Raw genomic sequence first — 25,718 nt, 5'->3', positions numbered from 1 at the left:
CCCAGCCATGCCGGAAACCGACCCGTTTTCCATGACATTGATGGTGGCCGTCAATTTGATGACGGTCGCTTTTGCACTGCCATGGTTTATGGGTCAGCAAATGAGCCGCGCGACCAGAAATGCTCAGCAATTCCTGCTTTTGCAGGGGCTGGCCTGGTTGCTCGTCTTCTGCGCCGGGCATGTACTCCCCTTCACATGGAATGCGCTGCTGTCGATATCCAGTGCCGCTGCTGCAACCGGCGCACTGTGGCAGCTGCATAAAGCACTCAAGGGTTGGCTTGGACCTCGCAACAAGATACTCACCCGCTCCCTGGCCGTTCTGTGCCTGCTGACACTTGCGGGCGTGCTGGTTCTGATCGAGAGCAAGCCCTACCGGTTGGCCTGGTTCAATATCAGCTACGGCTTGAGCCTTGTCACTCTGGTCTGCCTGACCTTATCGCCTCAAACCAACTCGGCCACGGCCTGGCGTTATCTGCTATTGGGTGCTGGCCTTTGCATCGCAAGCATTCTGCTCATACGCGGCTACTTCACCTTGAACGCTCCCTGGCTGCGCAGCTTTGCAGAGGAACCCAGCCCACATATGCTGCTTTCGTGGCTGATCCCCATGGGTTCCGCCATTCTTTTCGTATCGATCCTGATGGCCTGCCGTGACGAAGAAGTCCGCCAGCGATCCGCAAACGCACCAGAAGACAGCCTGACCGGCCTGCCGCTGCGCCAGGCCATCAAGAACCAGGCCCGCTTCATGCTGAACAGAGCTCGACGCGAAGGCCTGCCGCTGGCCTTGATTCTGATCGACATGGATCACTTTTCCCGGGTCAACAGCCGCCATGGCTATCAGGCCGGAGACGCGGCGCTGCAGCTCATGTCACGCACTCTGCGAAAGCAGATGCGCGGCGACGAGGTCGTGGCCAGATGGCAGGGTGAATCCTTTTGCCTGCTGATTCACGCCGATCAATTGGGTGCCAGGTCGCTGCTGACCCGCATCCAGTCCGCATTCCAGATCGGCGCGCAGTACGAACTGCAGATGGATCTGGACTTCAGTGCGGGTTGTGCCCTGGTCCCCTCAGCCTGGAAGAGCCTGAGCCTCAACGAGCTGGCCAGCCATGCCGGCACCGCCCTGCAACATGCCAAGAATCAGGGCCGGGGAAGGGTGGAATGCACCACTCTGACGCCTCCGCCCGGCGAGGATCATGCCCCCTCCGACTTGGCTCCGCTGGCCTGAGTCAGCACTCGGCCTTGATCAGATCTGCCGCCTTCTCGGCGATCATGATGGTCGGCGCATTCGTATTGCCGCTCACGATGCGCGGCATGACCGATGCGTCGACCACGCGCAGCCCTTGCACGCCATGCACCCGCAAGCGTGCATCGACCACATCCTTCACGCCAGGCCCCATGCGACAGCTTCCCACAGGGTGATAGATGGTGTCGGCGTAATTGCGGATGAACTGCTCGATCTCCGCATCGCTGCGCGCCTGTGCCGAATACTCCAGCTCCCGCCCCTCGAAACGGGCCAGCGCAGGCTGCCCGAGAATTTCGCGCATGCGGCGTACGCCGCGCACCAGGCGCTGCATATCGTCGGCCTCGGCAAAGAAGGCAGGGTCTATGAGCGGCATGGCTCTGGCATCGGCAGAGGCCAGCTTCACGCTGCCCCGGCTCCTTGGCTGCAGCAGACAGACATGGCAGGAATAACCGTGACCCAGCACCGTCTTGCGACCGTGGTCGACCAGCTTGCCCACCACAAAATGCAGCTGCAGATCGGGTGCACGCTCCTGCGGCCCGCTGCGGACAAAGCCGCCGGCCTCGGCAAAGTTGCTGGTCAGCATGCCCCGGCGCTCATTGCGCCAGCGTCCCATGCCCTGCCAGACATTCCTGAGGCCGGCAAACGACAGGCCAAAGCTGTCCGTCATCTGCGGGCCGTCCACCACCTGCACCACATCGGGGTGGTCATGCAAATGCTCGCCCACACCGGGAAGGTGATGCACGACATCAACGCCTGTTTGCTGCAGGTGCTCGCCCGGCCCTATGCCAGAGAGCATCAGCAGCTGCGGCGACTGCAGCGCCCCCGCACAAAGCAAGACCTCGCGCCGGCAGCGCAGCTGCCGGGTCTGACCACCCTGCACATACTCCACTCCGACAGCTCGGCGACCTTCCATCAGCACCCGCAGCACCTGCACACCGGTCAGGATTTCCAGATTGGGCCTGCTGCCTCGCACCGGTGTCAGATAAGCCTTGGCGGCACTGCAGCGCTCGCCCTTGTGATGCGTGACCTGATACAGACCCACGCCCTCCTGAGCAGTGCCGTTGAAGTCGAGGTTGTGCGCATGACCGGCCTGCACGCCCGCGCGCACAAAGGCCTGGGCCAGCGGGTTCGGGTCGCAGAGATCGCTGACATGCAAAGGGCCGCTGGCACCATGCAGCGCATCCGCGCCACGCGTATTGCATTCGGCCTTCAGAAAATAGGGCAGAACATCGCTCCAGCCCCAGCCTGGATTGCCCTGAGCGCTCCAATATTCGTAGTCCGCGGGCTGGCCGCGCAGATAGATCATGGCATTGATGGAGCTGGAGCCGCCCAGCACCTTGCCGCGCGGCTGGTAGCCCCGCCGACCATTGAGGCCGGCCTGCGGCACTGTGCTCATGGCCCAGTTGAAGTTTTTCTGCTTGGCCATCAGCGCCAGCCCTGCCGGGCAGTGGATGAGCACGCTTTTGTCTTCGCCACCGGCCTCCAGCAAGGTCACGCTGACCTGCGAGTTCTCGCTGAGCCTGGCTGCCAGCACCGCACCAGCGGAGCCGCCTCCCACTACCAGATAGTCACGCATGTCCGCACTCCTTTTGCCGCAAATTCTGACCAGAGGTCTGCAGCGGCGAAACGCGGAAAAACACGGTCGTGCAGAAAAAATACTGTCATCGTGATGACTCTTAACACCCTAACCATGCCCGACTAGGGTCAAACCCGGTCAGAACCGGGATAACATTTTCCCGTTCAAACGCACTTATCTGAATGGAGACAAAAAATGGCAATCCAAACCGTAGGCATCATCGGCGCCGGCACCATGGGCAACGGCATCGCGCAGGCTTGCGCCGTGTCTGGCATCGACGTGGTGATGGTGGACATCTCCGAGGCCGCCGTGCAAAAAGGCCTGGCCACCGTGGCCGGCAGCCTGGACCGCCTGATCAAGAAGGAAAAGATCAGCGAAGCCGACAAGAACGCAGCGCTGGCACGCATCAAGACCTCGACCAGCTACGACGATCTGAAGTCGGCCCAGCTGGTGATCGAAGCCGCCACCGAGAACTACGAGCTCAAGGTCAAGATCCTCAAGCAGCTCGATACCCTGCTGGCACAGGACGTGATCGTTGCCACCAACACCTCGTCCATCTCCATCACCCAGCTGGCAGCTGCCACGCAGCGTGCCGACAAGTTCATCGGCATGCATTTCTTCAACCCCGTGCCCATGATGGCCCTGGTGGAGATCATCCGCGGCCTGCAGACCAGCGACGCCACCCACGATGCCGTCAAGGCCCTGTCGGAAAAACTGGGCAAGTCGCCCATCACCGTCAAGAACGCTCCCGGCTTTGTGGTCAACCGCATTCTGGTGCCCATGATCAACGAGGCCTTCCAGGTGCTCAGCGAAGGCACGGCCTCGGCCGAGGACATCGACGCCGGAATGAAGCTGGGCTGCAACCAGCCGATTGGCCCGCTGGCCCTGGCCGACATGATCGGTCTGGACGTCTGCCTGGCCGTGATGGAGGTCTACCTCAAGGAATTCGGCGACAGCAAGTACCGCCCCTGCTTCCTGCTGCGCGAAATGGTGGCTGCCGGTCGTCTGGGCCGCAAGACCGGCCAGGGTGTTTACACCTACTAAATCGCCGGCCTCCAGGTCTTGTGCGCGACTGCGGCGGCTGCGACAGCCGTCTAAGGTTGCAGCAGGAGACCTGCCATGCAAATCGACCATCCCAGCCCTCCGCCCGAGGGCTGCATTTCTTGTGAAGTCCGCGGCCATGTGCTGCTGATAGGCATCAACCGCCCAGCCAAGCGCAATGGCTGGACGCCGGCCATGTTCCAGCAACTGGCAGAGGCCTATACCCGGCTCGACGACGAGCCAGAATTGCGCGTGGGCCTGCTCCATGCTTTCGGCGAACATTTCACGGCGGGACTGGATCTGCCTGTCATCGCCGAGTTCATGAAAAGCGGCCAGAAGGTCATCCCTGCAGGTCTCGTGGAGCCTCATGACTATGGCCTGCCCGGCTACCGCCGCCGCACCAAGCCCATGGTCGCAGCCGTCAAGGGCATCTGCTTTACCGTCGGCATAGAGCTGATGCTGGGCGCCGATATCGTCGTCGCAGCCGACAGCAGCCGCTTTGCACAGATGGAAGTACAGCGCTGCATCATGCCCACGGGCGGCGCCACGCTGCGCATGCCCGAGCGCGCCGGCGTGGGCAATGCCATGCTGCATCTGCTGACCGGCGACGCCTTCGATGCAGCCGAAGCCCTGCGCTGCCACTTTGTGCAAAAAGTGGTGCCTGCAGGCCAGGAACTGGACGAAGCTTTTCGCATTGCCAAGCGCATTGCCGCCCAGGCGCCGCAGGCCGTGGTGGCCACGCGCCTCAATGTCCTCAAGGCCATAGAGCTGGGCCAGGCCGCCGCCGTGGCCGATTTCATCCCCGTGCAGCAGCGCCTAGCCAACAGTGAGGACGCCGCCGAAGGCGTGCGCTCCTTTATCGAGAAACGCCCAGCCCGTTTTACCGGTCGTTAACCCCAAGTCCAAGAGGTGATGATGAGCTTGAAGTCTTTTTCGCGCAAAGCGCTTGTGCCACTTGCGCTGACAGCTATGGTTTCTGTAGTCTATGCACAGGCTGCCGCGCCCGCGTTGCCCGACCCGGCCAGCACCAGCGTGCAGGCCATGGGCTGGATGCAGGGCTTTCCGCCCGCTGCCGACAAGCTCATCACCTTCGACAACCCCCTGGGCAATACCTTTCCACGCAATCGCTGGACCTTCTCGCATATCCGCGAAATCACGCCCACTGCCAATGTGTGGCGCGGTCCCGGAGCACCCAGCGCCCTGCGCTCGGCTCCGGTCGACATCGAGCAGGTGCGCTTCAAGGTCATGGGCACGGGCGAGGAACTGAGCTTTGTCCAGGCACTGGATCGCAACTACACCGATGGCATTCTGGTCATGCACAAGGGCCGCGTGATCTATGAGAAATATCTTGGCGCACTGGAGCCGCAGCGCCCGCACCTGGCCATGTCGGTCACAAAGTCCTTTGTCGGTACCCTGGCCGCCTTGCTGGCCCACGAGGGGCTCATCAAGCCCGAGGCACCGGTGACCGACTATCTGCCCGAGATGAAGAACACCGCCTATGGCGACGCCACGGTGCGCCAGGTGATGGATATGACGATCGGCGTGAAATACTCCGAGAACTACGCCGACCCCAAGGCCGAAGTCTGGGACTACGCCCGTGCCGGCGGCATGATGCCCCAGGGCAAGGACTATGCCGGCCCCAGGAGCTTCTACGAATTTCTGCAGACCCTGCAAAAAGAGGGCGAGCATGACCAGGGCTTTGCCTACAAGACGGCCAACGCCGAAGTCCTGGCCTGGATCGTGCGCCGCGCCAGCGGCAAGCCTCTGGCCCAGCTGCTGTCCGAACGCATCTGGAGCCGCATCGGAGCCGAGCAGGACGCCTACTTCATGGTGGATCGCATAGGTACGGAATCGGGCGGCGGCGGGCTCAACACCACGCTGCGCGACCTGGCCCGCTTCGGCGAGCTGATGCGCAACGAAGGCCGCGCCGCCAGCGGCCAGCAGGTGCTGCCCAGGGCCGTGGTCCAGGACATCCGCCGCGGCGCCGACCCGGCCAAGTTCGTGAAGGCCGGTTATGCCACGCTGCCCGGCTGGTCGTATCGCAATATGTGGTGGGTCTCGCACAACCCCAACGGGGCCTATATGGCGCGCGGCATTCACGGTCAGGCCATCTACATCGACCCCAAGGCCCAGATGGTGGTGGTGCGCTACGCCTCCCACCCGATTGCTGGCAATGCGGGCATAGACCCGACCAGCCTGCCCATGTACCAGGCGCTGGCCGATGCACTGACCACCCGTTAGGCACTTGCCCGCTAGGCACGAGACAGCCTCAGCCGCGACAGGCTCCGCTCACGGAGCCTGTTTGCATTGCACCAGACCTCTGCACTGTCTCCTGCGGTTTGGTGATCTGCAAATTAAATTGCATACAATTTAATTGTCTGCAATAATTCAACCCATGCGATCCGATGACGACCTTCTCCCCGACGGCTCCGAGCTGCTGCGCCTGGACAATCAGGTCTGCTTTGCGCTGTACTCGGCATCGCTGGCCATGACCAAGCTCTACAAACCCTTGCTGGATGCCATAGGCCTGACTTACCCTCAGTATCTGGTCATGCTGGTGCTCTGGGAAGGCGACCAGCTCACGGTCTCGGAACTGGGCGAACGTCTTTACCTGGATTCAGGCACGCTGACGCCCTTGCTCAAGCGACTGGAGAGCGCAGGCCTGCTGGCACGCCAGCGCGATGCACAGGACGAACGTCGCGTGCGCATCGCCCTCACGGATACCGGCCGGGCACTGCGCGCCGAAGCCGAAAAAATACCTGCCTGCGTGCTTCGGAGCACGCAGTGCACCCTGCCCGAACTGCAGGCTCTCACGGGCCAGCTCGGCACACTGCGCGCACGGCTGGCACCGCGCCGCAGCCACTCCTGACGATTTCCTCCACCCGCCCGCATTGCCGGGCAATCTCGCAAAGGAAGACACCATGGCCCAACTCGACAAGGTTCTCTACACCGCCCACGCCCACACCACCGGCGGCCGCGAAGGCGCTTCGCGCACCGATGATGGCCGTCTGGACATCCAGCTGAGCTCGCCCGGCGGCGCCGGCAAGGGCACCAATCCCGAGCAGCTGTTTGCTGCCGGTTACTCCGCGTGCTTTATCGGCGCCATGAAGGCCGTGGCCGCTCGCCAGAAGCTGACCCTGCCTGCCGACCTGTCGGTAGACGCAGAAGTCGATCTGGGCCCCGTGGGCGAAGTGTTCGGCATCGCCGTGCGCATGAAGATCAGCCTGCCCGGCATGGACAAGGCTGCGGCCCAGCAACTGGTGGACGCCGCTCACAAGGTCTGCCCCTACTCCAACGCCACGCGCGGCAATATCGACGTGACGCTGACCATCGCCTAAAGCGGCTCAGGCCACAGGGCACCGGGCGCTGCAACATAGCGCCCGGTGCCCAGTTCGAAGATGCCTTCAAGCGTCAGCGGCCCGGCAATATCGGCCGCCGCATAGCGGGCCAGCGCCAACACCCTTACCTCGAAGACCGGCAAGTCCTGGATCAGTGCCAGCAACTTGTCCACAGCCTCTCGCAGTGGCAGCCGTCTCGCATAGTGGCCCAGGGTCACATGGGGTACATAGCGCCAGCCCGGCGCGGGCTCCATGGGCACCAGCGCCTTATGCAGGCGCTGCAAGCATTCCTGCCCCCGGCCGACGCCCAGATAAGGCACGGTGGTGAAGCTGCCAGCCCCCGCGACTTGCACGGCAAAAGGGCGCAGCCGCAGGCTTTGCAGCATGGCGACATCGGCGCGCAGCGCCAGCCGGTCATATTCCCGCGCCTCATGCCTGTCCCCGCCCCTGCACAGCCCCCTATAGGCCAGCGTGATATGCGGCTGGCGCGCATGGCGCGGCAACAGGGCATCACCGAGTCTGGATCTGGCCTGCTGCAGCAAGGACTCCAGGTCAGGGCCTTGCAGCATCACCACCCAGACGGCGCACCAGGGGCAGCCTTTGTGCCACTCGGCAAAATCCCGGTCCTCGCAGGGCTGTGAAAGTTCTTCGCTCTCTTGCATGCGGGCAGTGTGCCAGCTTCGGCTACATGCGCGGCACCCGCTCGGTTTCCCAGGGATTTCCGGCCGTCAACATCAACCTGAGAATCAGGCAGCAGCTATCAAATCAAAAGCAATTTTGCCGACGCATGCGCTATGCCGTCCGGTTCGCAAGAGCCTGTTTGAGCCTGACAATACTGCGATGAGCGATACCCAAGACCCATCTCACCCTTATGCAGACCTCACGCCGGACTGCGTGATCGATGCGCTGTGCAGCACGGGCCTTGTGCCGGACGGGCGGCTGACGGCGCTGAGCTCCTATGAAAACCGCGTCTATCTGGCCCACCAGGACGAGGGCGACAAGGTCGTCGCCAAGTTCTACCGCCCCGGCCGCTGGAGCCGCACCCAGATCGAGGAAGAGCACGCCTTCTCCCAGGAGTTGGCGGACGGGGAAGTTCCCGTGGTTGCGCCGCTGGTGCTGCAAGGGCAGACCGTGCATGAGCATGCGGGCTTTCTGTTCAGCATCAGTCCCTGGCGCGGCGGGCGCCGCCCCGAGCTGGACGACTGGGAGGTGCTGGAATGGACAGGCCGCTTTCTGGCCCGCATCCACACCGTGGGTGCCGCCCAGCCCTTCACCCATCGCCCGGCGCTGAACCTGAAAAGCTTTGGCTACGAATCCATGCACTACCTGCTCGAACATGAGGTCGTGGCGCTCGAAGTGCGCAGCCGCTGGCAGCAGGCTTGCGACAAAGCTCTCTCATTAATAGCACCATCCGCTGACGGATTAAGCGCCGCAGGCCATTTTGGCTTGCATTCTGCAACGCAAATTCGCCTGCATGGCGACTGCCACCCGGGAAACATTCTCTGGACGCCGCTGGATGACGAAGGCCACGGCGGCCCGCATTTTGTCGATCTGGACGATGCACGCAGCGGTCCTGCCGTGCAGGATCTGTGGATGCTGCTCTCGGGCGACCGGGGCCAGCAGACCCAGCAGCTGTCGGCCCTGCTCGAAGGCTATGAACAGTTCCGCAGCTTCGACCGGCGCGAGCTGGCACTGATCGAGCCGCTGCGCACCCTGCGCCTGCTGCATTACAGCGCCTGGCTGGCGCGCCGCTGGCAGGACCCGATCTTTGCCATCAACTTCCCCTGGTTCGGCAGCACAGACTACTGGCAGAGCCAGGTAGACATGCTGAACGAACAGATCGAAGCCATGCAGCAGGAGCCACTCTACGCCTAGGGCGGTCCATACCTGCAAAGAGCTAGCAGCGCCCCTGCAAGCGGCATTCGGGCACGAGCTGCCCGCGTGCATCGCGCCATTGCACGGCATCGCTGCTCTGCGCGGGGGCCGGCGGCGGCGCGGGCTGCGCCTGCGGTGCCTGCGGTGCCTGCGGTGCCTGCGGGCGGTTGGGATCATGCAGCACGGTGGAGGATCCCACCCCGACACCCACGCTGGCACCGCCCACACCAGTGGAAGCGCCGACACCAGCACTTCCCAGCACCTGCCCGCGCTGATTGACGCCTACGCCCACACCGACAGGCCCGACGCCCGTGCCGACGCCTGCGCTGAGACCGCCGCTACCCAGACCCACGCCCACGGAAAACGGCCCCACCGGAATCCCGACGCCCACTCCGGCCCCGACGGAGCCGCAGGCGGGCAAGGCCAGCACCAGAGCAGCGGCGCAAACCGTGCTCAGGATTCTGTGATGACCGGGCTTGATGGTGACTGGCATGGAATTCATCTCACTGACTCTCACTGACGTTTGACAGCCGCATTGTCACCGGCCGTGCCCGCAAAAAGGTTATCAATCAGTAGCTCGACCAGCGGCTTGAGGGCCAGTTTCTGCGAGCCCTCGGAGGCCAGCAGGTTGTTGTGCACCAGCGCCATCCAGAACGGGCTGGCCAGCAACTGGGCACTGCGGCTGACCGAGCGGGTCTTGAGCTCACCCTCTTTCACGGCCAGCGCCAGCAAGTCCTGCACATAGTTCTGCCAGGCATCAAAAGCCAGCTCTTTGTACAGTCTGGCCAGCTCGGGCGCATGCCGTGCCTCGCTGAGCACCAGGCGTGCCAGCATGCCACGCTCGCTGCTGTCCACGGCCTCCAGCGTCGGCAGCAGACTGCGGCGCAGTAAGGAGCGCACCGTTTCGCCCTTGCGGCGCCGGAGCGGCTGATAGACGGCCGAGTGCCGCAGCGCATGCTCCACCACACCCCGCAGCAGCTCGTCCTTGGAGGGGTAGTAGAGATACAGCGTGCCCTTGGCCACCTGCGCGCGGCAGGCAATGCGCTCCATGGTGCTGCGGGCCACGCCACACTCCACGAACTCGGCCAGTGCGGCCTCCGCAATCTGCTGACGGGTCTGCGCTGTCTTGTCGAGACTAGGGCCACGCGTGCGCCGCTGACGCTTTGCCTGGGTGCCGATATCCGGGTCTGCGCAAGGGGCAGCCGCTGCGCCATTCGCCATGCGCTGAAATCCTTTTCTAGAATTCATAAAATTGACCAATTAGTCATTTTTAATAATTTTAGGCCAAGCCGACTTGCCCGCACCGGGCATGCGGATGACTGCTCCACCAAAGCCTTCCCAATGCAATCCCGTCTGAGCCCCTATGCCTGGGTGTGCTTTTCCATGTGCGTCGGCGTCATGGGAACGGCGCTTGCCAGCCCGCTCTACCCACTCTACCAGCAGGCCTGGGGGCTGCAACCCAGCCATATCACGCAGATTTTCGTGACCTATATGCTGGGCGCCTTGATCAGCCTGCTGTTTCTGGGCCGTCTGACCAACCTCTTCGGTTTTCTCAAAGTGCTGCGCCTGGGACTGATGGTGATGACCGTGGGCGTCATCGGCTCGGCCCTGTCCTGGAATGCCTGGAGCCTGGGTGCCTCCCGCTTCGTCATCGGCCTGGCTTCGGGCCTGATCACCACCTCGGCTTCCATAGGCATGACCCAGCTCAACAACAAGGGGGACCTGCAGCGTGCGGCTGCGACCACCAGCCTGACGATTGCCTTCGGCTTCGGCCTGGGGCCCGTGGTGGGCGGCCTGATAGCACAATGGGTGCCATTCCCCCTGGTCAGCAGCTATCTGCCGCCCATCGCACTGAGCTTTCTGGGCATCCATGCGCTGTTCAAGATCCAGCTGCCGGCGACCAGTGCGCCTGTCCACAACGCTCCCGGCCTGACGCTGAAAGATGTTCTGCCCAGCATCTCCCAGCCGCGCAAGCCCTTTCTCTACCACTATGCGCTGGGCTGCATGGCGGCGTTCTCCGCCTTCGGTATGTTCAGCCTGTTTGCCGCCATGGCCCCCAGCTTCATGGCCCAGATGCTGCCCTGGCACGGACCGGCAGTCTCTGGCCTGTCCATTGGCGTCATCCTGTTTCTGTCGGCCGGCATCCAGCTCATCGCCCGGCCCTACCCCACCAAGCAACTGATCATCATCGGCTTCTTCGCCCTGGCGGCGACCAATGCCCTGCTGGTTCTCAATCTGTTTGCCGGCTCGCCATGGCTGTTCGCTCTGAGTGTTCTGAGCATGTCCTGCGGTCATGCACTGTGCAATCTGTCGGGCATGGCCGTGGTCAACAAGGTCTCCAAGCCCGTCAACCGCACTGGCCTGCTTTCCACCTATCTGGTCGTGGGCTATGTAGGCACCATCGTCCCCATCCTGGGCATGGGCTGGCTGTCCGACCATATCGGGCTGACGGGCGCACTGATAGCCTTCTGTGCCTGTCTGGGCCTGCTGTCCGCACTGCTTGGCATCATCAGCGCAAGGGCACGCGTGCTGCCCGTTCCGCGCCAGTAGGCACGACTATCTGAAATGCGGGCCGGCTCCCTGCGCCGCCAGACAGTCATGGTCGTTGCGCAGCGGGCAGGCCTGCAGAGACAGGCAACCACAGCCTATGCAGGAATCGAGCTGATCCCTGAGCTGAGTCAGCATCGCGATGCGTGCATCGAGCTGTGCCTGCCAATGCAAGGACAGGCGACTCCAGTCGGCCTTGCCGGGCACGCGGTTGGCCGGCAGATGGGCCAGTGCCTGCGCGATCTCGGCCAAAGGCACTCCCATGCGCTGGGCCACCTTGATCACGGCCACCCGCCTCAGCACCGCTCGTGCATAGCGGCGCTGATTGCCTGCGGTGCGCGCACTCTCGATCAGGCCCTGCTTCTCATAGAAATGCAGGGCCGATACCGCCACCCCGCTGCGGCTGGCGACCTCTCCCACACTGAGATCCGGCATTCCCTCAGCCTCGGCCACCAGGCCGCTGCCGCATCCATTCATATCGCCAGCCTCTTCACACTGCACAGTCATCTCCCGCTGCTTCCCGTTGTCCCTGCCTGGCCGCCATGACCGCAATCCTGTGTGGTCATACAAACCGCTTGACCTCAAGCTTAGTTGAGGTTGAACAATTCCAGCAGCTTCCGAGACAAAGGCCTGCCGCTGACGGGCCCTGCCGAAGCCGCCTTGCCTGAAAGACTTTCATGGACGCCAAGCCCAGTTTCATTGCCCAAGCCCCTTCCCCGCAACCGTGCTATCTGCAGCCCGCCGGTCTTTATGACAGCCTGCCCAATGGCTACACCCACGTGGTCACCGTCCAGGAGCCGCTGCGCTGGCTCTTCGTCTCGGGCCAGGGCGGAGAAAACGCCCTGGCCGAGCTGCCAGACAGCTTTGCCCGGCAGGCTGCGCAGGCTCTGGCCAATATCAAGACCGCCCTGGCCGCCGGCGGCGCGGACATGGGCCATGTGCTCAAGCTCACCGTGCTCATCGTCGATCATTCGCTGGAGCGCTTCGAGCACTGGCAAAGCGCCGTGAGACAGCATTGGGGCAGCGGCGAGGCCGGCGACCAGCGGCCGCGCTTTCCGGCCTGCACGCTGATTCCCGTGCCCAAGCTGGCCCTGCCCGGCATGCTGATCGAGGTGGAGGCCACGGCGGCCCTGCCCATGGCGGTGGGCGCCAAAGCCGCCACTCCCGCCTGACACCCTGCACCTGAACGCCTCATGAAGACCACAACACCAGCGGCCACTACCGTCCTCTCCAGAACCACCCTGCTGCTCATGGCCACGGCCTGCGGTCTGTGCGCCGGAGCCAACTACTTCAACCAGCCCTTGCTCAACTCCATGGTCCGGCATCTGCAGATCAGCGATGCCCAGGCCTCCAGCACCGTGACCATGGCCCAGGTCTCCTACGGCCTAGGGCTGCTGTTTCTCGTGCCGCTGGGCGATATGCTGGAGCGCCGCCGCCTGGTTCTGACGCTGATGCTGCTGGCCGCCTGCGGCATGCTGCTCTCGGGTATCAGCGGCCTGGCAGGCAGTTTTGCGCTGCTGGCTGCCGGCACGCTGATGGCCGGTGTCTTCTCGGTGGCCGCCCAGGTACTGGTGCCCATGGCGGCCACCTTCGCCGCCCCCGGCACCAGCGGCCGCGCCGTAGGGCTGGTCATGAGCGGTCTGCTGATCGGCATTCTGGCCTCGCGCAGCGTGGCGGGGATCCTGTCCGATCTGGGCGGCTGGAGCACCGTCTACTGGGCAGGTGCCATCGCTACGGCCTTCATGGCCCTGCTGCTGGCACGTGCCCTGCCCAAGGCGGCTCCCGCCGCTCCCGTCAGCTATGGCGAAGTCATGAAGTCCCTGGGGGACTTGCTGCGCCGGCATCCGCGCCTGCGCAGCCGCGCGCTGATTGGCGGCACCGGCTTTGCCACCGTGAGCGTGCTGTTCTCCACCATGGCGCTGCTGCTGGCCGGGCCGGGCTTTGAACTCTCGGATCTCATGATCGGCCTGATCGGCATAGTCGGCATTGCCGGCGCACTGATGGCCAATGTGGCAGGCCGCATGGCCGACAAAGGGCTGGAGCAGTCCACCACGCTGGCCGGCGCCATTCTGATGCTGCTGGGCTGGCTGTGCCTGTGGCTGGGCGGCAGCAGCATCTGGTGGTTCATGCTGGGCCTATTGGTGGTCGACGGAGCCTTGCAGGCCCTGCACATCAGCAACCAGAACGTGGTCTATGCATTGGCGCCCGAAGCCAGATCGCGCATCAATGCCGTCTATATGACCACGTACTTCCTCGGCGCCTCCCTCGGTTCGGCACTGGGCTCCTGGGCCTGGCTGGTACATGGCTGGACCGGCACCAGTCTCATGGGCGGCCTGCTGGGCCTGCTCACCCTGACCATGGTGCTCTGGGATCGCAGCCTGCTTGAACGTTCACGCAGCTAATCAATTTTGATAGCTGTTAGCACTCTACCCATAAGCGATACAGCCAGAAATCATGAAAAAATCCCCGCAGAGCCACCACTCTGCGGGGATTTTTATCGGGGAGAACGAACCGCTCAGGCCAGCAGTGCGTTCACACGCTTGACATAAGCAGCCGGATCTTCGGGCATGCCGCCCTCGGCCAGCACGGCCTGGTCGAACAGTATCTGGGCCAGATCGTTGAAGTGGACCGAGCCGTCCAGCTTCTTGACCAGGGCGTGATCGGGGTTCACTTCCAGCACCGGCTTGGACTCGGGCGCTGCCTGGCCGGCCTGCTTGAGCAGTCGGGCCAGTTGCAGGCTCATTCCGCCGTCGCTGACCACCAGGCAGGCGGGCGAGTCGACCAGGCGGCTGGTGGCGCGCACGTCTTCGGCACGGTCCTTGAGTGCTTCCTTGAGCTTGGCCAGCACGGGCTTGAAGGCTTCGGCGGCTTCCTCGGCGGCCTTCTTCTCTTCCTCGTTCTGCAGCTTGCCCAGATCCACGGCGCCCTTGGCCACGGACTGCAGCGGCGTGCCGTCAAAGTCGTGCAGATAGTTGAGCGCCCACTCGTCCACGCGATCGGTCATCAGCAGGACTTCGATGCCCTTCTTCTTGAACACTTCGAGCTGCGGGCTGTTCTTGGCCGCAGCCAGGGTGTCGGCCGTGATGTAGTAGATCGCGTCCTGACCTTCCTTCATGCGTGCCTTGTAGTCGGAAAACGAGGTGTTCAGGCCTTCGTGCGTGGTGGTGGCAAAGCGCAGCAGCTTGGCAATGCGCTCCTTGTTGCCGAAGTCCTCGCCCAGGCCTTCCTTGAGCACGGCGCCGAACTCGTTGTAGAACTGTGTGAACTTGCCTTCCTTGGCCTTGTCCTCTTCGCTGACCACGTCCTGCACGCCATCGGCAGCCTCGGCCGCAGCTTCGTGCCTGTCGTGCCGTGCCAGGTCTTCCAGCATCGACAGCACGCGCTTGGCCGAGCCATCGCGGATCAGGCGCACATCGCGGCTTTCCTGCAGCAGCTCGCGGCTCACGTTCAACGGCAGGTCGGCGGAGTCGATCACGCCCTTTACAAAGCGCAGGTACTGGGGCATCAGCGCTTCTGCATCGTCCATGATGAAGACGCGCTTCACATAGAGCTTGATGCCGGCGTGCTTGTCGCGCTGGTACAGGTCGAACGGGGCCTTGGCGGGGATGTAGAGCAGCTGCGTGTACTCGGTATTGCCTTCGACGCGGTTGTGGCTCCAGGTCAGCGGGTCCTCGAAGTCATGGCTGATGGCCTTGTAGAACTCCTTGTACTGCTCTTCCGTGATGTCCTTCTTGGCGCGGGTCCACAGGGCGCTGGCCTTGTTCACGGTTTCCCATTCGCCGGTCTTGACCATCTCGCCGGGCTGATCGTTCTCGCCTTCCTTCCACTCTTCCTTTTCCATCAGGATGGGCAGGCTGATGTGGTCGGAATATTTGGAGATGACCTGCTTGAGCTTGTAGCCGTTGAGAAACTCCTCGGCATCTTCACGCAGGTGCAGGATGATGCTGGTGCCGCGCTGGGCGCGTTCGATCTGCTCGATCTCGAAGTCGCCCGTGCCGCCGCTGATCCAGCGCACGCCGGCCGATGCCGGAGCACCGGCGCGGCGGGTTTCCACGGTGATCTTGTCGGCCACGATGAAGCCCGAGTAAAAGCCCACGCCGAACTGGCCGATCAATTGCGAATCGGCCTTCTGGTCGCCGCTGAGCTTTTCCATGAAGGCCTTGGTGCCGCTCTTGGCAATCGTGCCCAGATTGTCGATGGCCTCCTGCTCGCTCATGCCGATGCCGGTATCGGTGATGGTCAGCGTGCGGGCAGCCTTGTCGAAGGAAACGCGCACTTCCAGCTCAGGCTGATCGCCGTAGAGGCTGGCATCGCCCAGCGCCTCAAAGCGCAGCTTGTCGCAAGCATCCGAAGCATTGGAGATCAGCTCGCGCAGGAAGATTTCCTGGTTGGAATACAGCGAATGCGTGACCAGGTGCAGCAGCTGGGCCACTTCGGCCTGGAAGGAATGGGTTTGCTTTGTCATGTCTTTGTGAGCGAAAAACTGAAAATCAAAAGCCGCCCGGAGAACCTCTCAAGGCGATTCGCAGTCATAGCTAGGGCCTGCCCCTGATATTTCAAGGGCTATTCGGGCAAGAAAAAAGCGCAAGCGCTTATTCAAAAAGAATAGCTACTTGCGCTTATCAATAAAGGGGCATAGGCCAATTTCACTGAAAAACTGGCGCACCCCACAACCGGAGACAGCGAGCAAGGGCCTGGGCGGCCCCGCCGTCCCGCAGCGAGGCTGTCGTCCCCCTCCCAAAGAGAGAGGGGGAAGGCGCGAAGCGCCTCAGGGGGTGTCAGAAGTTTTCATGCGCAGCCAGATAGCGCCATTGGCCGGTGGGCAGATTGCCCAGGGTCACGCCGCCGATGCGGATGCGCTTGAGGCCCACGACCTTGAGGCCGACCTGTTCGCACATGCGGCGAATCTGGCGCTTCTTGCCTTCGGTCAGCACAAAGCGCAGCTGCTCTGGGTTTTGCCAGTCCACCTGGGCCGGCTTGAGCGGCTGCTCGTCCAGCGACAGGCCGTGGCGCAGCAGAGCCAGCTTTTCCTCGGGGAAGACGGACTGCACATCCACGTCGCGATCGCCGAAGGTCACTCGCACCAGGTATTCCTTGTCGACTTCCGAGTCCTCGCCAATGATCTGGCGCGCCACGCGGCCGTCCTGCGTCAGCACCAGCAGACCCACGGAGTCGATGTCCAGACGGCCGCAGGGAGCCAGGCCCTTGAGCTGGCTGAAGTTGAAGCGCGTCTTGCTGCGGTCTTCGTTCCAGCGGTTCTCGTTGGTGATCAGCACCACGGCGGGCTCATGGCCGTCCTCGGCCTGACCGCTGACATAGCCCATGGGCTTGTTCAGCAGGATGGTGACCTGCTGGTCCTGGCGCTCCTGAGCCTTCTGGTCGATCTCGATCCTGTCGCCGGGCACCACGTTCTGGCCCATGGTTGCGACTTCGCCGTTGACTGTGACCCAGCCGTTTTCCACCCACTCATCGGCTTCGCGACGAGAGCACATGCCCATGTCGGCAATGCGCTTGTTGATGCGCACGGCACCGGGACGGTCGTCCTGACGCGCTTCGGCTTCGGGAGCACGCTTGACGGGAATCGCACGGTCCGAGCCATCGGCTGCGGGGCGATAGGTGCGAATACCGGTGGTGGGGCGACGGGTCGCCTCCGACACAAACGAGCCGGGGATATGGCGCTTTTCCGGCTCGCCACCACGCTCGTCGCGGCGGCGTTCGCCACGGCGCTCGTCATTGCGACGGTCGTCACGGTCAAAGGAGCGGCCTTCGGGACGGTCACCGTAGCCACGGTTCTGCGGACGATCACCAAAGTCGCGGCCTTGCGGGCGATCACCACCTCGGCGCTCGCCATCACGGGACTGGTATTCGCGGCGTTCGCCACCTTCGGAGCGGTCTGGGCGACCAAAACCACGGTTTTGCGGACGGTCACCAAAGTCACGACCTTGAGGACGCTCATCGCGGCGGCCTTCAAAGCGATCACCGCCACGACGTTCGCCGTCGCGTGGACGGAATTCACGGCGCTCGCCACCTTCAGAGCGCTCAAAACGGCCCTGTTCAGGACGGCCAAAACCGGACGAACGTGGACGGTCGCCAAAGTCACGACCGCCTTGCGGACGGTCATCACGGCGGTCGTCACGAGGACGGAATTCACGACGCTCGCCGCCTTCGGAGCGCTCAAAGCGGCCCTGGTCGGGGCGGCCAAAACCGGACGAACGTGGACGGTCACCAAAGTCGCGGCCGCCTTGAGGGCGGTCATCACGGCGGTCGTCACGAGGACGGAACTCGCGGCGCTCGCCACTGCGATCACCATCACGCGACTCGCCATAGGGGCGGAAACCACGGTCACCGCCGCCAAAACGGCGCTCGCCGCCTTCGTCGCGATCGGCGCGGGGACGGCGCTCATCGCGCTGCGAGAAGCCGCCGCGACGTTCACCGTCGTCACGAGCAGGACGGCCGCCGTCCGGTCGACCAAAGCCGGAAGCGCGGGGGCGCTCGTCACGCTCACGCTGAGGGCGTGCGCCGCGCTCGCCACGCGGGCCTTCGCCGCGCGAGCCGCGATCGGTGCCGCCTGCGGGCCTGGAGCCACGGGCTGCCGCAGGCTTTTCGGCCTTGGCTGGCTTGGCCGGTGCACGCAAAACAGGGCGCGCCGACGAGGAATCCGAGGGCGCGGAGGATTTGCCAGCACCAGGGGCGCCGGACTCTTTAGGAGGTTTGACTGACATTTGGGCGTAATTGTCTCGCGACGCGCGGGCGCGAGGCGAGAGTTATCCACAATTCCAGCGCGGAGCTAGGTTATAGGGCGTACCTCAGGCAAGCGCCTTGCGCGACGCGCAGAACTCTCCATGCCGCAGTGCCTCCAGGTCCAGTACGCGCAGGCCACCATACTCGATCTGGATCACGCGCTCGCGCTGCAGCACGGACAAGGCCTCGTTCACACGCTGACGCGACAGGCCGACCAGATTGGCCAGCTCCTGCTGGGTGATGCGCAGAATCTGCCCCACGCCGGGATAGAGCAAGGGGTTGAACAAGGCGGCCAGAGTGCGCGCCACGCGCAGATCGGGATTGCTCATGCGGTCGATCTCGCGCGCCGCGATGAACTGGCCCAGGCGCTCGTTGAGCTGGTTCATCACAAAACGGTTGAAACCTATGGAATGATCAAGCAGCCAGTGGAACATGTCTATGGGCAGGCCGCCCACAACAGTCTTGCGGATGGCCTGCACGTTGTAGCGATAGGGCTCGCGCTTGATGACCGTTCCCTCGCCAAACCAGCCGCCGGGAGGCAGGCCGGCCAGCGTCATGCTGACTCCGTCGGCGCTTTCGGTGTTCATCTTGAGCAGGCCGTCGACCACGCCAAACCAGTAGGTAGGCGGGCGACCGGTGCGGCAGACATAGTCACCCGGCTCGGCATCGCCGACGAGCAGCACGCGTGCCACGTTTTCACGCTCTATGGGCAACAGAACGGGCCACCAGGGAATGCCATCGAGTTCTGAGCTCAAAGGCTTGCGCCGCCTTTGATGCAGGGACAGTTCTTGACTCATGCCCAGAAGCATTGCCAAAGCCGCGCTGGCGCAACAGCGGGATTTCCACGAGGCAGCAAATGCGCCATTTTCAGCAGCATTTGTTACAGCGGATTTTCACTATGCAGGCTTTCCCTCAAATTGTCGTCAAACAGACATCCTGACGTCAAAGTCGCTCATAGCATGTCTGCAAGACTTTCGTGAAGGGTAGCCGCGACGGCTCCAACCCCAACCAAGAGGATCAGGCATGACAACCACGTTCCCGCAACTGCTGCTCAAGCACGCGACAGAACGCCCCGATGCGCCCGCCCTGCGCGAAAAGGAGTATGGCATCTGGCAAACCTGGAGCTGGCGCGAAGCCGCACAGACCGTGCGCCACATGGCCTGCGGCCTGCGCGCACTGGGGCTTGAAAGTGGCCAGAACCTGGCGTTCATCAGCGATAACCGGCCCCATGTCTACATGGGCTTTCTGGCCGTTCAGGCCTGTGGCGCAGTGCCCATTCCGCTGTACCAGGATGCCGTGGCCGCCGAGATGCGCTTTGTGATGGAGGACGCGGAGATCGCGTTCGCCTTCGCCGAGAACCAGGAACAGGTGGACAAGCTGCTGGAAGTGCGCGAGAGCGTTCCCGGCATTCGTCACATCATCTATGACGATCCGCGCGGCCTGCGCAAATATGACCAACCCGGACTCATCAGCACCGATGAGCTGCTGGCCAAGGGCAAGGAATGGGATGCACGGCACGCGGGAGCCTATGAGGCCATGGTCCAGGCTGTCTCGCCAGGCGATGTCTCGGTCATCCTCTACACCTCGGGCACCACGGGCAAGCCCAAGGGGGTGTGCCAGACCCACGCCAGCTTTGGCGAATCTGCCCGCGGCGGCGTGCAGACCGATGGCCTGAATGCTTCGGACAATGTGATCTGCTACCTGCCGCCGGCCTGGGTGGGAGACCATCTGTTCTCGTTTGCGCAATGGCTGGTGGCGGGCTTCACCATCAACTGCCCGGAATCCGCCTCGACCATCGCCATCGACCTGCGCGAGATCGGACCCAGCTACTACTTTGCTCCGCCGCGCATATTCGAGGGCATGCTGACCTCGGTTTCCATTCGCATGGAAGATGCCTCGCCGCTCAAGCAATGGATGTATGCCAAGGCCATGGAGGTGGCACGTCGCGTAGGCTCGGACATTCTGGACGGCAAGAGCGTCAGTGCCATGGATCGCTTCAAATACCAGTTGGGCAGCTTGTTCATCTACGGGCCGCTGCGCAATGCTCTGGGCCTTTCGCGCATCCGCGTGGCCTATACGGCAGGCGCTGCCATCGGCCCCGAGCTGTTTCGCTTCTTCCGCTCCATCGGAATCAACCTCAAGCAGCTCTACGGTCAAACCGAAACCTGTGCCTATGTCTGCCTGCAGCGCGACCGTCAGGTGGAACTCTCCAGCGTGGGCCAGGCGGCTCCGGGCATCGAGCTCAAGATTGCCGACAATGGCGAGGTGCTGGTCAAGGGTGTGTCAGTGCTCAGGGAGTACTACAAGCGTCCCGACGCCACGGCCGAGGTGATCGACGCCAGCGGCTACTTCCATACCGGCGATGCCGGCGTGATCGACGCCAACGGCCAGTTGCGCATCATCGACCGCGCCAAGGATGTGGGCAAGACCAGCCGCGGCGCCATGTTCGCGCCCAACTACATAGAGAACAAGCTCAAGTTCTTCCCGCATATCAAGGAAGCCGTTTGCTTCGGCCATGGCAAGGACGAGGTCTGCGCCTTCATCAACATCGACTACGAGGCCGTGGGCAACTGGGCCGAGCGCCAGGGCCTGCCCTACGGCGGCTATGTGGACCTGGCCAGCAAGGCCAAGGTGCTGGAGCTGGTGGCCGACTGCATAGACAAGGTCAACGCCGACCTGGCCAGCGAGCCCGGCATGGCCGACACCCAGGTGGCGCGCTTTCTGGTGCTGCACAAGGAACTGGACCCCGATGACGACGAGCTGACCCGCACCCGCAAGGTACGCCGCAACTTCATCGCCGACAAGTACGGCGTGCTGGTGGATGCGCTCTACACCGGCAAGCAGCAGCAGTTCATCGAGACCCTGGTGAAGTTCGAGGACGGCCGCACAGGCAGCGTCAGCGCCACGCTGACCATCGTCGAAGCCAAGCTCCACCCGGCTGCCGCCTGAGAGGAATTTTCATGAATACAAGAACCAGCGGCGAAGTGATTCTGGACATCAAGAACATCAGTCTGCGTTTCGGCGGCGTCAAAGCCTTGACCGATATCTCGTTCAATGTCAAAGAGCACGAAATCCGCTCCATCATCGGCCCCAACGGCGCCGGCAAGAGCTCCATGCTCAACTGCATCAACGGCGTCTATACACCGTCCGAAGGCTCCATCACCTTTCGCGGCCAGACCTTCAGTCATATGAACAGCCGCCAGGTGGCCGAGATGGGTGTCGCACGCACCTTCCAGAACCTGGCGCTGTTCAAGGGCATGAGCGTGATCGACAACATCATGACCGGCCGCAACCTCAAGATCAGGAGCAACATCCTCATGCAGGCCCTGCGCATCGGCCCTGCGCAACGCGAGGAAATGCAGCACCGCGAGTTCGTCGAGCACATCATTGACTTTCTCGAAATCCAGGCTTATCGCAAGACTCCCGTGGGCCAGCTTCCCTATGGCCTGCAAAAGCGCGTGGACCTGGGCCGGGCCCTGGCCATGGAACCTCAGGTTCTGCTGCTGGACGAGCCCATGGCCGGCATGAATGTGGAAGAAAAGCAGGACATGTGCCGCTTCATCCTCGATGTGAACGAGGAGTTCGGCACCACCATCGTGCTCATCGAACACGATATGGGCGTGGTCATGGACATTTCGGACCGTGTCGTGGTGCTGGACTATGGCAAGAAGATCGGCGACGGCGCTCCCGATGAAGTACGCAACAACGAAGACGTGATCCGCGCCTATCTGGGCGCAGGCCACTGAAGGAGCAGTCATGGGATTTTTCTTAGAGACATTGTTCGGCGGCCTCATGGTGGGCACGCTGTATGCACTGATCGCCATCGGCTTTGTGCTGATCTTCAAGGCCTCTGGTGTCTTCAACTTTGCGCAAGGCGCCATGGTGCTGTTTTCGGCCCTGGCCATGGCGCGCTTCTCGCAGTGGATTCCCGGCTGGCTGGGCCTGGAGCCGGGGCTGGTCGGCAACCTGCTGGCCATCGTCGTCACCCTGGCGCTGATGGTGGGCGTGGCCTGGGTGATCGAGCGTCTGGCCCTGCGCCATCTGGTCAATCAGGAGCCCATTACCTTGCTGATGGCCACACTGGGCATTGCCTATTTGCTCGATGGCCTCGGCCCCATGGTCTTCGGCAGCGAGGTCTACAAGATTGACGTCGGCATGCCCAAGGACCCCGTCTTCATCATGGACAGCCTGTTTCAGGGCGGCGTGATGATCAGCCTGGAAGACCTGTATGCGGCCTGCATCGCCGCCATCCTGGTGATCTGCCTGAGCCTTTTCTTTCAGAAGACCAAAACCGGACGCGCGCTGCGTGCCGTGGCCGACGACCACCAGGCCGCCCAGTCCATCGGCATTCCGCTGTCGCGCATCTGGGTCATCGTCTGGTCGGTGGCCGGCGGCGTGGCTCTGGTCGTCGGCATCATCTGGGGCAGCAAGCTGGGCGTTCAGTATTCGCTGTCGCTGGTGGCCCTGAAGGCCCTGCCCGTGGTGATTCTGGGCGGCCTGACATCACTGCCCGGCGCCATCATCGGCGGCCTGATCATCGGCGTGGGAGAGAAGCTCTCCGAGGTCTACATCGGCCCCATGGTGGGCGGCGGCATCGAGACCTGGTTTGCCTATGGTCTGGCCCTTTGCTTCCTGCTGGTACGACCCCAAGGTCTGTTCGGCGACAAGATCATTGACCGCGTCTGAACGGGGAGAACAAGAATATGTTTTATCGTGAAAACGGCCAGTTCAAGACCAGCTACGCGGCAGACCAGCAGATCTTCGGCGTCGCGCAGGACCGCTGGGTCATCCTGCTGGTGCTGGCCTTTGCCTTCCTGGCCATTCCCTTCATTGCCAGCGACTACACCTTTCAGGCGATTCTGATTCCTTTCGTCATCATGTCGCTGGCGGCGCTGGGACTCAATATCCTCGTCGGCTACTGCGGCCAGATTTCGCTGGGTACCGCCGCCTTCATGGCCGTGGGTGCCTATGCGGCCTACAACCTGCAGGCCCGCATTGAAGGCATGCCTTTGCTGGTAGCACTTCTGGGCGGTGGCGTGGTGGCCATGGCGTTCGGCGTGGTGTTCGGTCTTCCCAGCCTGCGCATTCGCGGCCTGTATCTGGCCGTGGCCACGCTGGCCGCCCAGTTCTTTGTGGACTGGCTGGCGACCCGCGCGGCCTGGGTGACGAACAACTCCTCTTCCGGCTCGGTCAGCGCCAAGCCCCTGGCCATTCTGGGCTGGGCCATCGACACGCCCATGGAAAAGTACCTGCTCTGCCTGGCAATTCTGTGTCTGCTCGGCCTGGCCGCCAAAAATCTGGTGCGCAGCTCTGTAGGACGTGAATGGATGGCCATGCGCGACATGGACGTGGCAGCTGCAGTGATCGGCATTCGCCCCACCTACGCCAAACTGTCGGCCTTTGCGGTCAGCAGCTTTATCGTCGGCGTGGCCGGCGCGCTCTGGGGCTTTGTCCACCTGGGTGCCTGGGAACCCGCGGCCTTCAGCCTGGACCGCTCGCTGCAGCTGCTGTTCATGATCATCATCGGCGGCCTGGGCTCGGTCGTGGGCAGCATCTTCGGCGCCGCCTTCTTCGTGCTGCTGCCGCTGCTGCTCAACCAGGTGCCCCACTGGCTGGGCCTGCCGCTGTCCACTGCCACGGCGACCTATCTCGAGCACATGATTTTTGGTGCGCTCATCGTGTTCTTCCTGATTGTGGAACCCCACGGATTGGCCAAGCTCTGGGCCACGGCCCGTCAGAAGCTGCGCGTCTGGCCGTTTCCGCATTGATATGAAACACCTCCTGAGTCGCTACGCGCCTTCCTCCTCTCTCGCTTCGCGGGAGGAGGACGACATCCTCGCGGCGGGACGCCCCTTGCTCGATGTCTCTGAGATGGCTGTTGCCAAATCCAAAGACAGTTTCCAATGCTTGAGCCCTAGCTCTTATTAATCAAGACACCGCAGAGTGCCTGCAACCGGGACAGCGTCCCATACAACCCAAGGAGACAGTCGATGATGTTCAAGAAAGTTGCGATTGCTGCCGCTGCTATTGCTGCAGGCATGGGAGCCTTGATGGCCTCGCCTGCGGCTCAGGCCCAGGAGCAGTTCGTGCCTCTGCTGGTGTATCGCACGGGCCAGTTCGCGCCCCTGGGTATTCCATGGGCGGACGGCAAGCAGGATTACCTCAAGCTGGTCAATGCCAAGGGTGGCGTCAACGGTGTGAAGATCAAATTCGAGGAATGCGAAACCGCCTATGACACGGCCAAGGGTGTGGAATGCTACGAGCGCCTCAAGAACAAGGACGGCGGCGCCTCGGGCTTTGACACCCAGTCCACCGGCATCACCTTTGCCGTGACCGACAAGGCTCCCGGCGACAAGGTGCCGGTGGTCACTCCGGGCTATGGTCTATCCCAGTCCGTGGACGGCAAGGTCTTCGAGTGGAACTTCCCGCTGCTGGGCAACTACTGGACAGCCGCCGACTCCATCGTGCAGGACATTCTGAAGAAGGAAAAAGGCAACCTCAAGGGCAAGAAGATCGCTCTGGTCTATCACGACTCGCCTTATGGCAAGGAGCCGATTCCGCTGCTGGAAAAGCGCGCCGCCAAGGATGGTTTTGAGCTGATCAAGCTGCCCGTGACCGCCCCCGGCGTGGAGCAAAAATCCACCTGGCTGCAGATTCGCCAGAACCGCCCCGACTATGTGCTGCTGTGGTCGGCCGGCGTGATGACTCCTACGGCCGTGCGTGAGGCGCAGGCCACGGGCTACCCACGCGAGAAGATGTATGCCGTCTGGTGGGGCGGCTCCGACCATGACGTCAAGGACATCGGTGCCGGCGCCAAGGGCTACAACACGGTAACCATCCACAACACGGCCGAGAGCGACAAGGTGCATGGCGACATCAAGTCCATGCTCTACGACAAGGGTCAGGGCACGGCCAAGGACGCCAAGGAACTGGGCCAGCTGGCACATACTCGCGGCATGGTGATCTCCATGCTGCAGGTAGAGGCCATCCGCACCGCTCAGGAAAAGTTCGGCAAGGGCAAGGTCATGACACCCGAGCAGGTGCGCTGGGGCCTGGAGAACCTGAACATGACGCAGGAACGCCTGAACGAACTGGGCTTCGGCAAGATCATCCGCCCCTTCAAGACCAGCTGCGACAACCACCTGGGCGCCGATTGGGCCCGTATTGCCACCTGGGATGGCAGCAAGTTCAAGGTGACTTCCGACTGGTACCAGGCCGACAAGTCCATGGTCGATCCGCTCTACAAGGAATTTGCGGAAAAGTACGCCAAGGAAAAGAACGTCAAGGTAAGAACCTGCACCCCCTGAGGCGATTCACGCCTTCCCCCTCACTGGCGCCAAGCGCCTGAGGGGGACGACGG

Annotated in this window: 23 protein-coding genes; 15 read left to right on the top strand and 8 right to left on the bottom strand. The window is 62.9% G+C overall.

The features are described 5' to 3' along the window. The first annotated feature begins 7 nt into the window (after positions 1-7). Positions 8-1,222, top strand: a complete 1,215-nt coding sequence (locus EIC84_RS09525; protein ID WP_003068701.1) for a GGDEF domain-containing protein — start codon at positions 8-10, stop codon at positions 1,220-1,222. Between the two features lies 1 nt (position 1,223). Here the strand turns inward: EIC84_RS09525 and EIC84_RS09520 are convergent, their stop codons facing one another. Then, on the bottom strand, positions 1,224-2,816 hold the full coding sequence (locus EIC84_RS09520; RefSeq protein ID WP_003068698.1) for a GMC family oxidoreductase: 1,593 nt from the start codon (positions 2,814-2,816) through the stop codon (positions 1,224-1,226). A 195-nt stretch (positions 2,817-3,011) separates the two neighbouring features. Between EIC84_RS09520 and EIC84_RS09515 the strand changes: the two genes are divergently transcribed. From EIC84_RS09515 to EIC84_RS09495, 5 genes are all read left to right on the top strand, one after another. Then, a complete protein-coding gene (locus EIC84_RS09515; RefSeq protein ID WP_003068696.1) occupies positions 3,012-3,860 on the top strand; it encodes a 3-hydroxybutyryl-CoA dehydrogenase in 849 nt (282 codons plus the stop codon). A gap of 75 nt (positions 3,861-3,935) precedes the next feature. Then, entirely contained in the window at positions 3,936-4,751 is an 816-nt protein-coding gene (locus EIC84_RS09510; protein ID WP_003068694.1) for a crotonase/enoyl-CoA hydratase family protein, read from the top strand. Positions 4,752-4,772: 21 nt separating this feature from the next. After that, a complete protein-coding gene (locus EIC84_RS09505) occupies positions 4,773-6,098 on the top strand; it encodes a serine hydrolase (RefSeq protein WP_003068692.1) in 1,326 nt (441 codons plus the stop codon). Between the two features lie 154 nt (positions 6,099-6,252). Beyond that, entirely contained in the window at positions 6,253-6,726 is a 474-nt protein-coding gene (locus tag EIC84_RS09500) for a MarR family winged helix-turn-helix transcriptional regulator (RefSeq protein WP_003068690.1), read from the top strand. Positions 6,727-6,778: 52 nt separating this feature from the next. Beyond that, positions 6,779-7,195: an organic hydroperoxide resistance protein gene (locus tag EIC84_RS09495; RefSeq protein WP_003068688.1), complete on the top strand. Its 417-nt coding sequence runs from the start codon at positions 6,779-6,781 to the stop codon at positions 7,193-7,195. On the opposite strand, the gene EIC84_RS09490 is transcribed toward EIC84_RS09495, so the two are convergent. Further along, complete coding sequence (locus EIC84_RS09490; protein WP_003068686.1) at positions 7,192-7,857, bottom strand: 2'-5' RNA ligase family protein; 666 nt, start codon at positions 7,855-7,857, stop codon at positions 7,192-7,194. The two genes, EIC84_RS09495 and EIC84_RS09490, sit on opposite strands and share 4 nt — an antisense overlap. 178 nt (positions 7,858-8,035) lie before the next feature. Between EIC84_RS09490 and EIC84_RS09485 the strand changes: the two genes are divergently transcribed. After that, positions 8,036-9,070 carry a serine/threonine protein kinase gene (locus EIC84_RS09485; protein ID WP_003068683.1) on the top strand — a complete coding sequence of 345 codons (1,035 nt, stop codon included), beginning with the start codon at positions 8,036-8,038 and terminating at the stop codon, positions 9,068-9,070. 22 nt (positions 9,071-9,092) lie between these two features. On the opposite strand, the gene EIC84_RS09480 is transcribed toward EIC84_RS09485, so the two are convergent. Both EIC84_RS09480 and EIC84_RS09475 read right to left on the bottom strand, forming a co-directional pair. Then, a complete protein-coding gene (locus EIC84_RS09480) occupies positions 9,093-9,563 on the bottom strand; it encodes a hypothetical protein (RefSeq protein WP_085960384.1) in 471 nt (156 codons plus the stop codon). A gap of 20 nt (positions 9,564-9,583) precedes the next feature. Continuing rightward, positions 9,584-10,291: a TetR/AcrR family transcriptional regulator gene (locus tag EIC84_RS09475; RefSeq protein WP_003068679.1), complete on the bottom strand. Its 708-nt coding sequence runs from the start codon at positions 10,289-10,291 to the stop codon at positions 9,584-9,586. 120 nt (positions 10,292-10,411) lie between these two features. Between EIC84_RS09475 and EIC84_RS09470 the strand changes: the two genes are divergently transcribed. Beyond that, entirely contained in the window at positions 10,412-11,620 is a 1,209-nt protein-coding gene (locus EIC84_RS09470) for an MFS transporter (RefSeq protein WP_003068676.1), read from the top strand. A 6-nt stretch (positions 11,621-11,626) separates the two neighbouring features. On the opposite strand, the gene soxR is transcribed toward EIC84_RS09470, so the two are convergent. Further along, positions 11,627-12,094 (bottom strand): redox-sensitive transcriptional activator SoxR, encoded by a 468-nt coding sequence (gene soxR / locus EIC84_RS09465; RefSeq protein WP_003068674.1) that lies wholly within the window; start codon positions 12,092-12,094, stop codon positions 11,627-11,629. Positions 12,095-12,294: 200 nt separating this feature from the next. Here soxR and EIC84_RS09460 point away from each other — a divergent pair, with 200 nt between their 5' ends. Beyond that, positions 12,295-12,789, top strand: coding sequence for a RidA family protein (locus tag EIC84_RS09460; protein ID WP_003068672.1), 495 nt, complete (start codon positions 12,295-12,297; stop codon positions 12,787-12,789). 21 nt (positions 12,790-12,810) lie between these two features. Further along, positions 12,811-14,019: an MFS transporter gene (locus EIC84_RS09455; RefSeq protein ID WP_034362868.1), complete on the top strand. Its 1,209-nt coding sequence runs from the start codon at positions 12,811-12,813 to the stop codon at positions 14,017-14,019. Positions 14,020-14,132: 113 nt separating this feature from the next. On the opposite strand, the gene htpG is transcribed toward EIC84_RS09455, so the two are convergent. The 3 genes from htpG to EIC84_RS09435 form a co-directional block, all read right to left on the bottom strand. Beyond that, positions 14,133-16,082: a molecular chaperone HtpG gene (gene htpG, locus EIC84_RS09450; RefSeq protein WP_003068668.1), complete on the bottom strand. Its 1,950-nt coding sequence runs from the start codon at positions 16,080-16,082 to the stop codon at positions 14,133-14,135. 313 nt (positions 16,083-16,395) lie between these two features. Beyond that, complete coding sequence (locus EIC84_RS26320; RefSeq protein WP_237704504.1) at positions 16,396-18,339, bottom strand: pseudouridine synthase; 1,944 nt, start codon at positions 18,337-18,339, stop codon at positions 16,396-16,398. Positions 18,340-18,423: 84 nt separating this feature from the next. Beyond that, on the bottom strand, positions 18,424-19,155 hold the full coding sequence (locus tag EIC84_RS09435; protein WP_003068662.1) for a Crp/Fnr family transcriptional regulator: 732 nt from the start codon (positions 19,153-19,155) through the stop codon (positions 18,424-18,426). Positions 19,156-19,381: 226 nt separating this feature from the next. Here EIC84_RS09435 and EIC84_RS09430 point away from each other — a divergent pair, with 226 nt between their 5' ends. The 5 genes from EIC84_RS09430 to EIC84_RS09410 all read left to right on the top strand — a co-directional run bounded on the left by EIC84_RS09430 (position 19,382) and on the right by EIC84_RS09410 (position 25,665). Continuing rightward, on the top strand, positions 19,382-21,307 hold the full coding sequence (locus tag EIC84_RS09430; protein ID WP_003068660.1) for a long-chain fatty acid--CoA ligase: 1,926 nt from the start codon (positions 19,382-19,384) through the stop codon (positions 21,305-21,307). Positions 21,308-21,318: 11 nt separating this feature from the next. Further along, a complete protein-coding gene (locus EIC84_RS09425; RefSeq protein WP_003068658.1) occupies positions 21,319-22,104 on the top strand; it encodes an ABC transporter ATP-binding protein in 786 nt (261 codons plus the stop codon). Positions 22,105-22,114: 10 nt separating this feature from the next. Continuing rightward, positions 22,115-23,044, top strand: coding sequence for a branched-chain amino acid ABC transporter permease (locus EIC84_RS09420; RefSeq protein WP_034362866.1), 930 nt, complete (start codon positions 22,115-22,117; stop codon positions 23,042-23,044). A 17-nt stretch (positions 23,045-23,061) separates the two neighbouring features. Then, positions 23,062-24,126, top strand: a complete 1,065-nt coding sequence (locus EIC84_RS09415) for a branched-chain amino acid ABC transporter permease (RefSeq protein ID WP_003068654.1) — start codon at positions 23,062-23,064, stop codon at positions 24,124-24,126. 222 nt (positions 24,127-24,348) lie between these two features. After that, a complete protein-coding gene (locus EIC84_RS09410; protein ID WP_003068651.1) occupies positions 24,349-25,665 on the top strand; it encodes an ABC transporter substrate-binding protein in 1,317 nt (438 codons plus the stop codon). Positions 25,666-25,718: the final 53 nt, after the last annotated feature.

This window comes from Comamonas sp. A23 (assembly GCF_004522605.1).
In the GTDB taxonomy this organism is placed as follows: Bacteria; Pseudomonadota; Gammaproteobacteria; order Burkholderiales; family Burkholderiaceae_C; genus Comamonas; species Comamonas thiooxydans.
The sequence above is the reverse complement of the archived record's forward strand: the minus strand, read 5'-3'. Positions and strand labels throughout refer to the sequence as shown.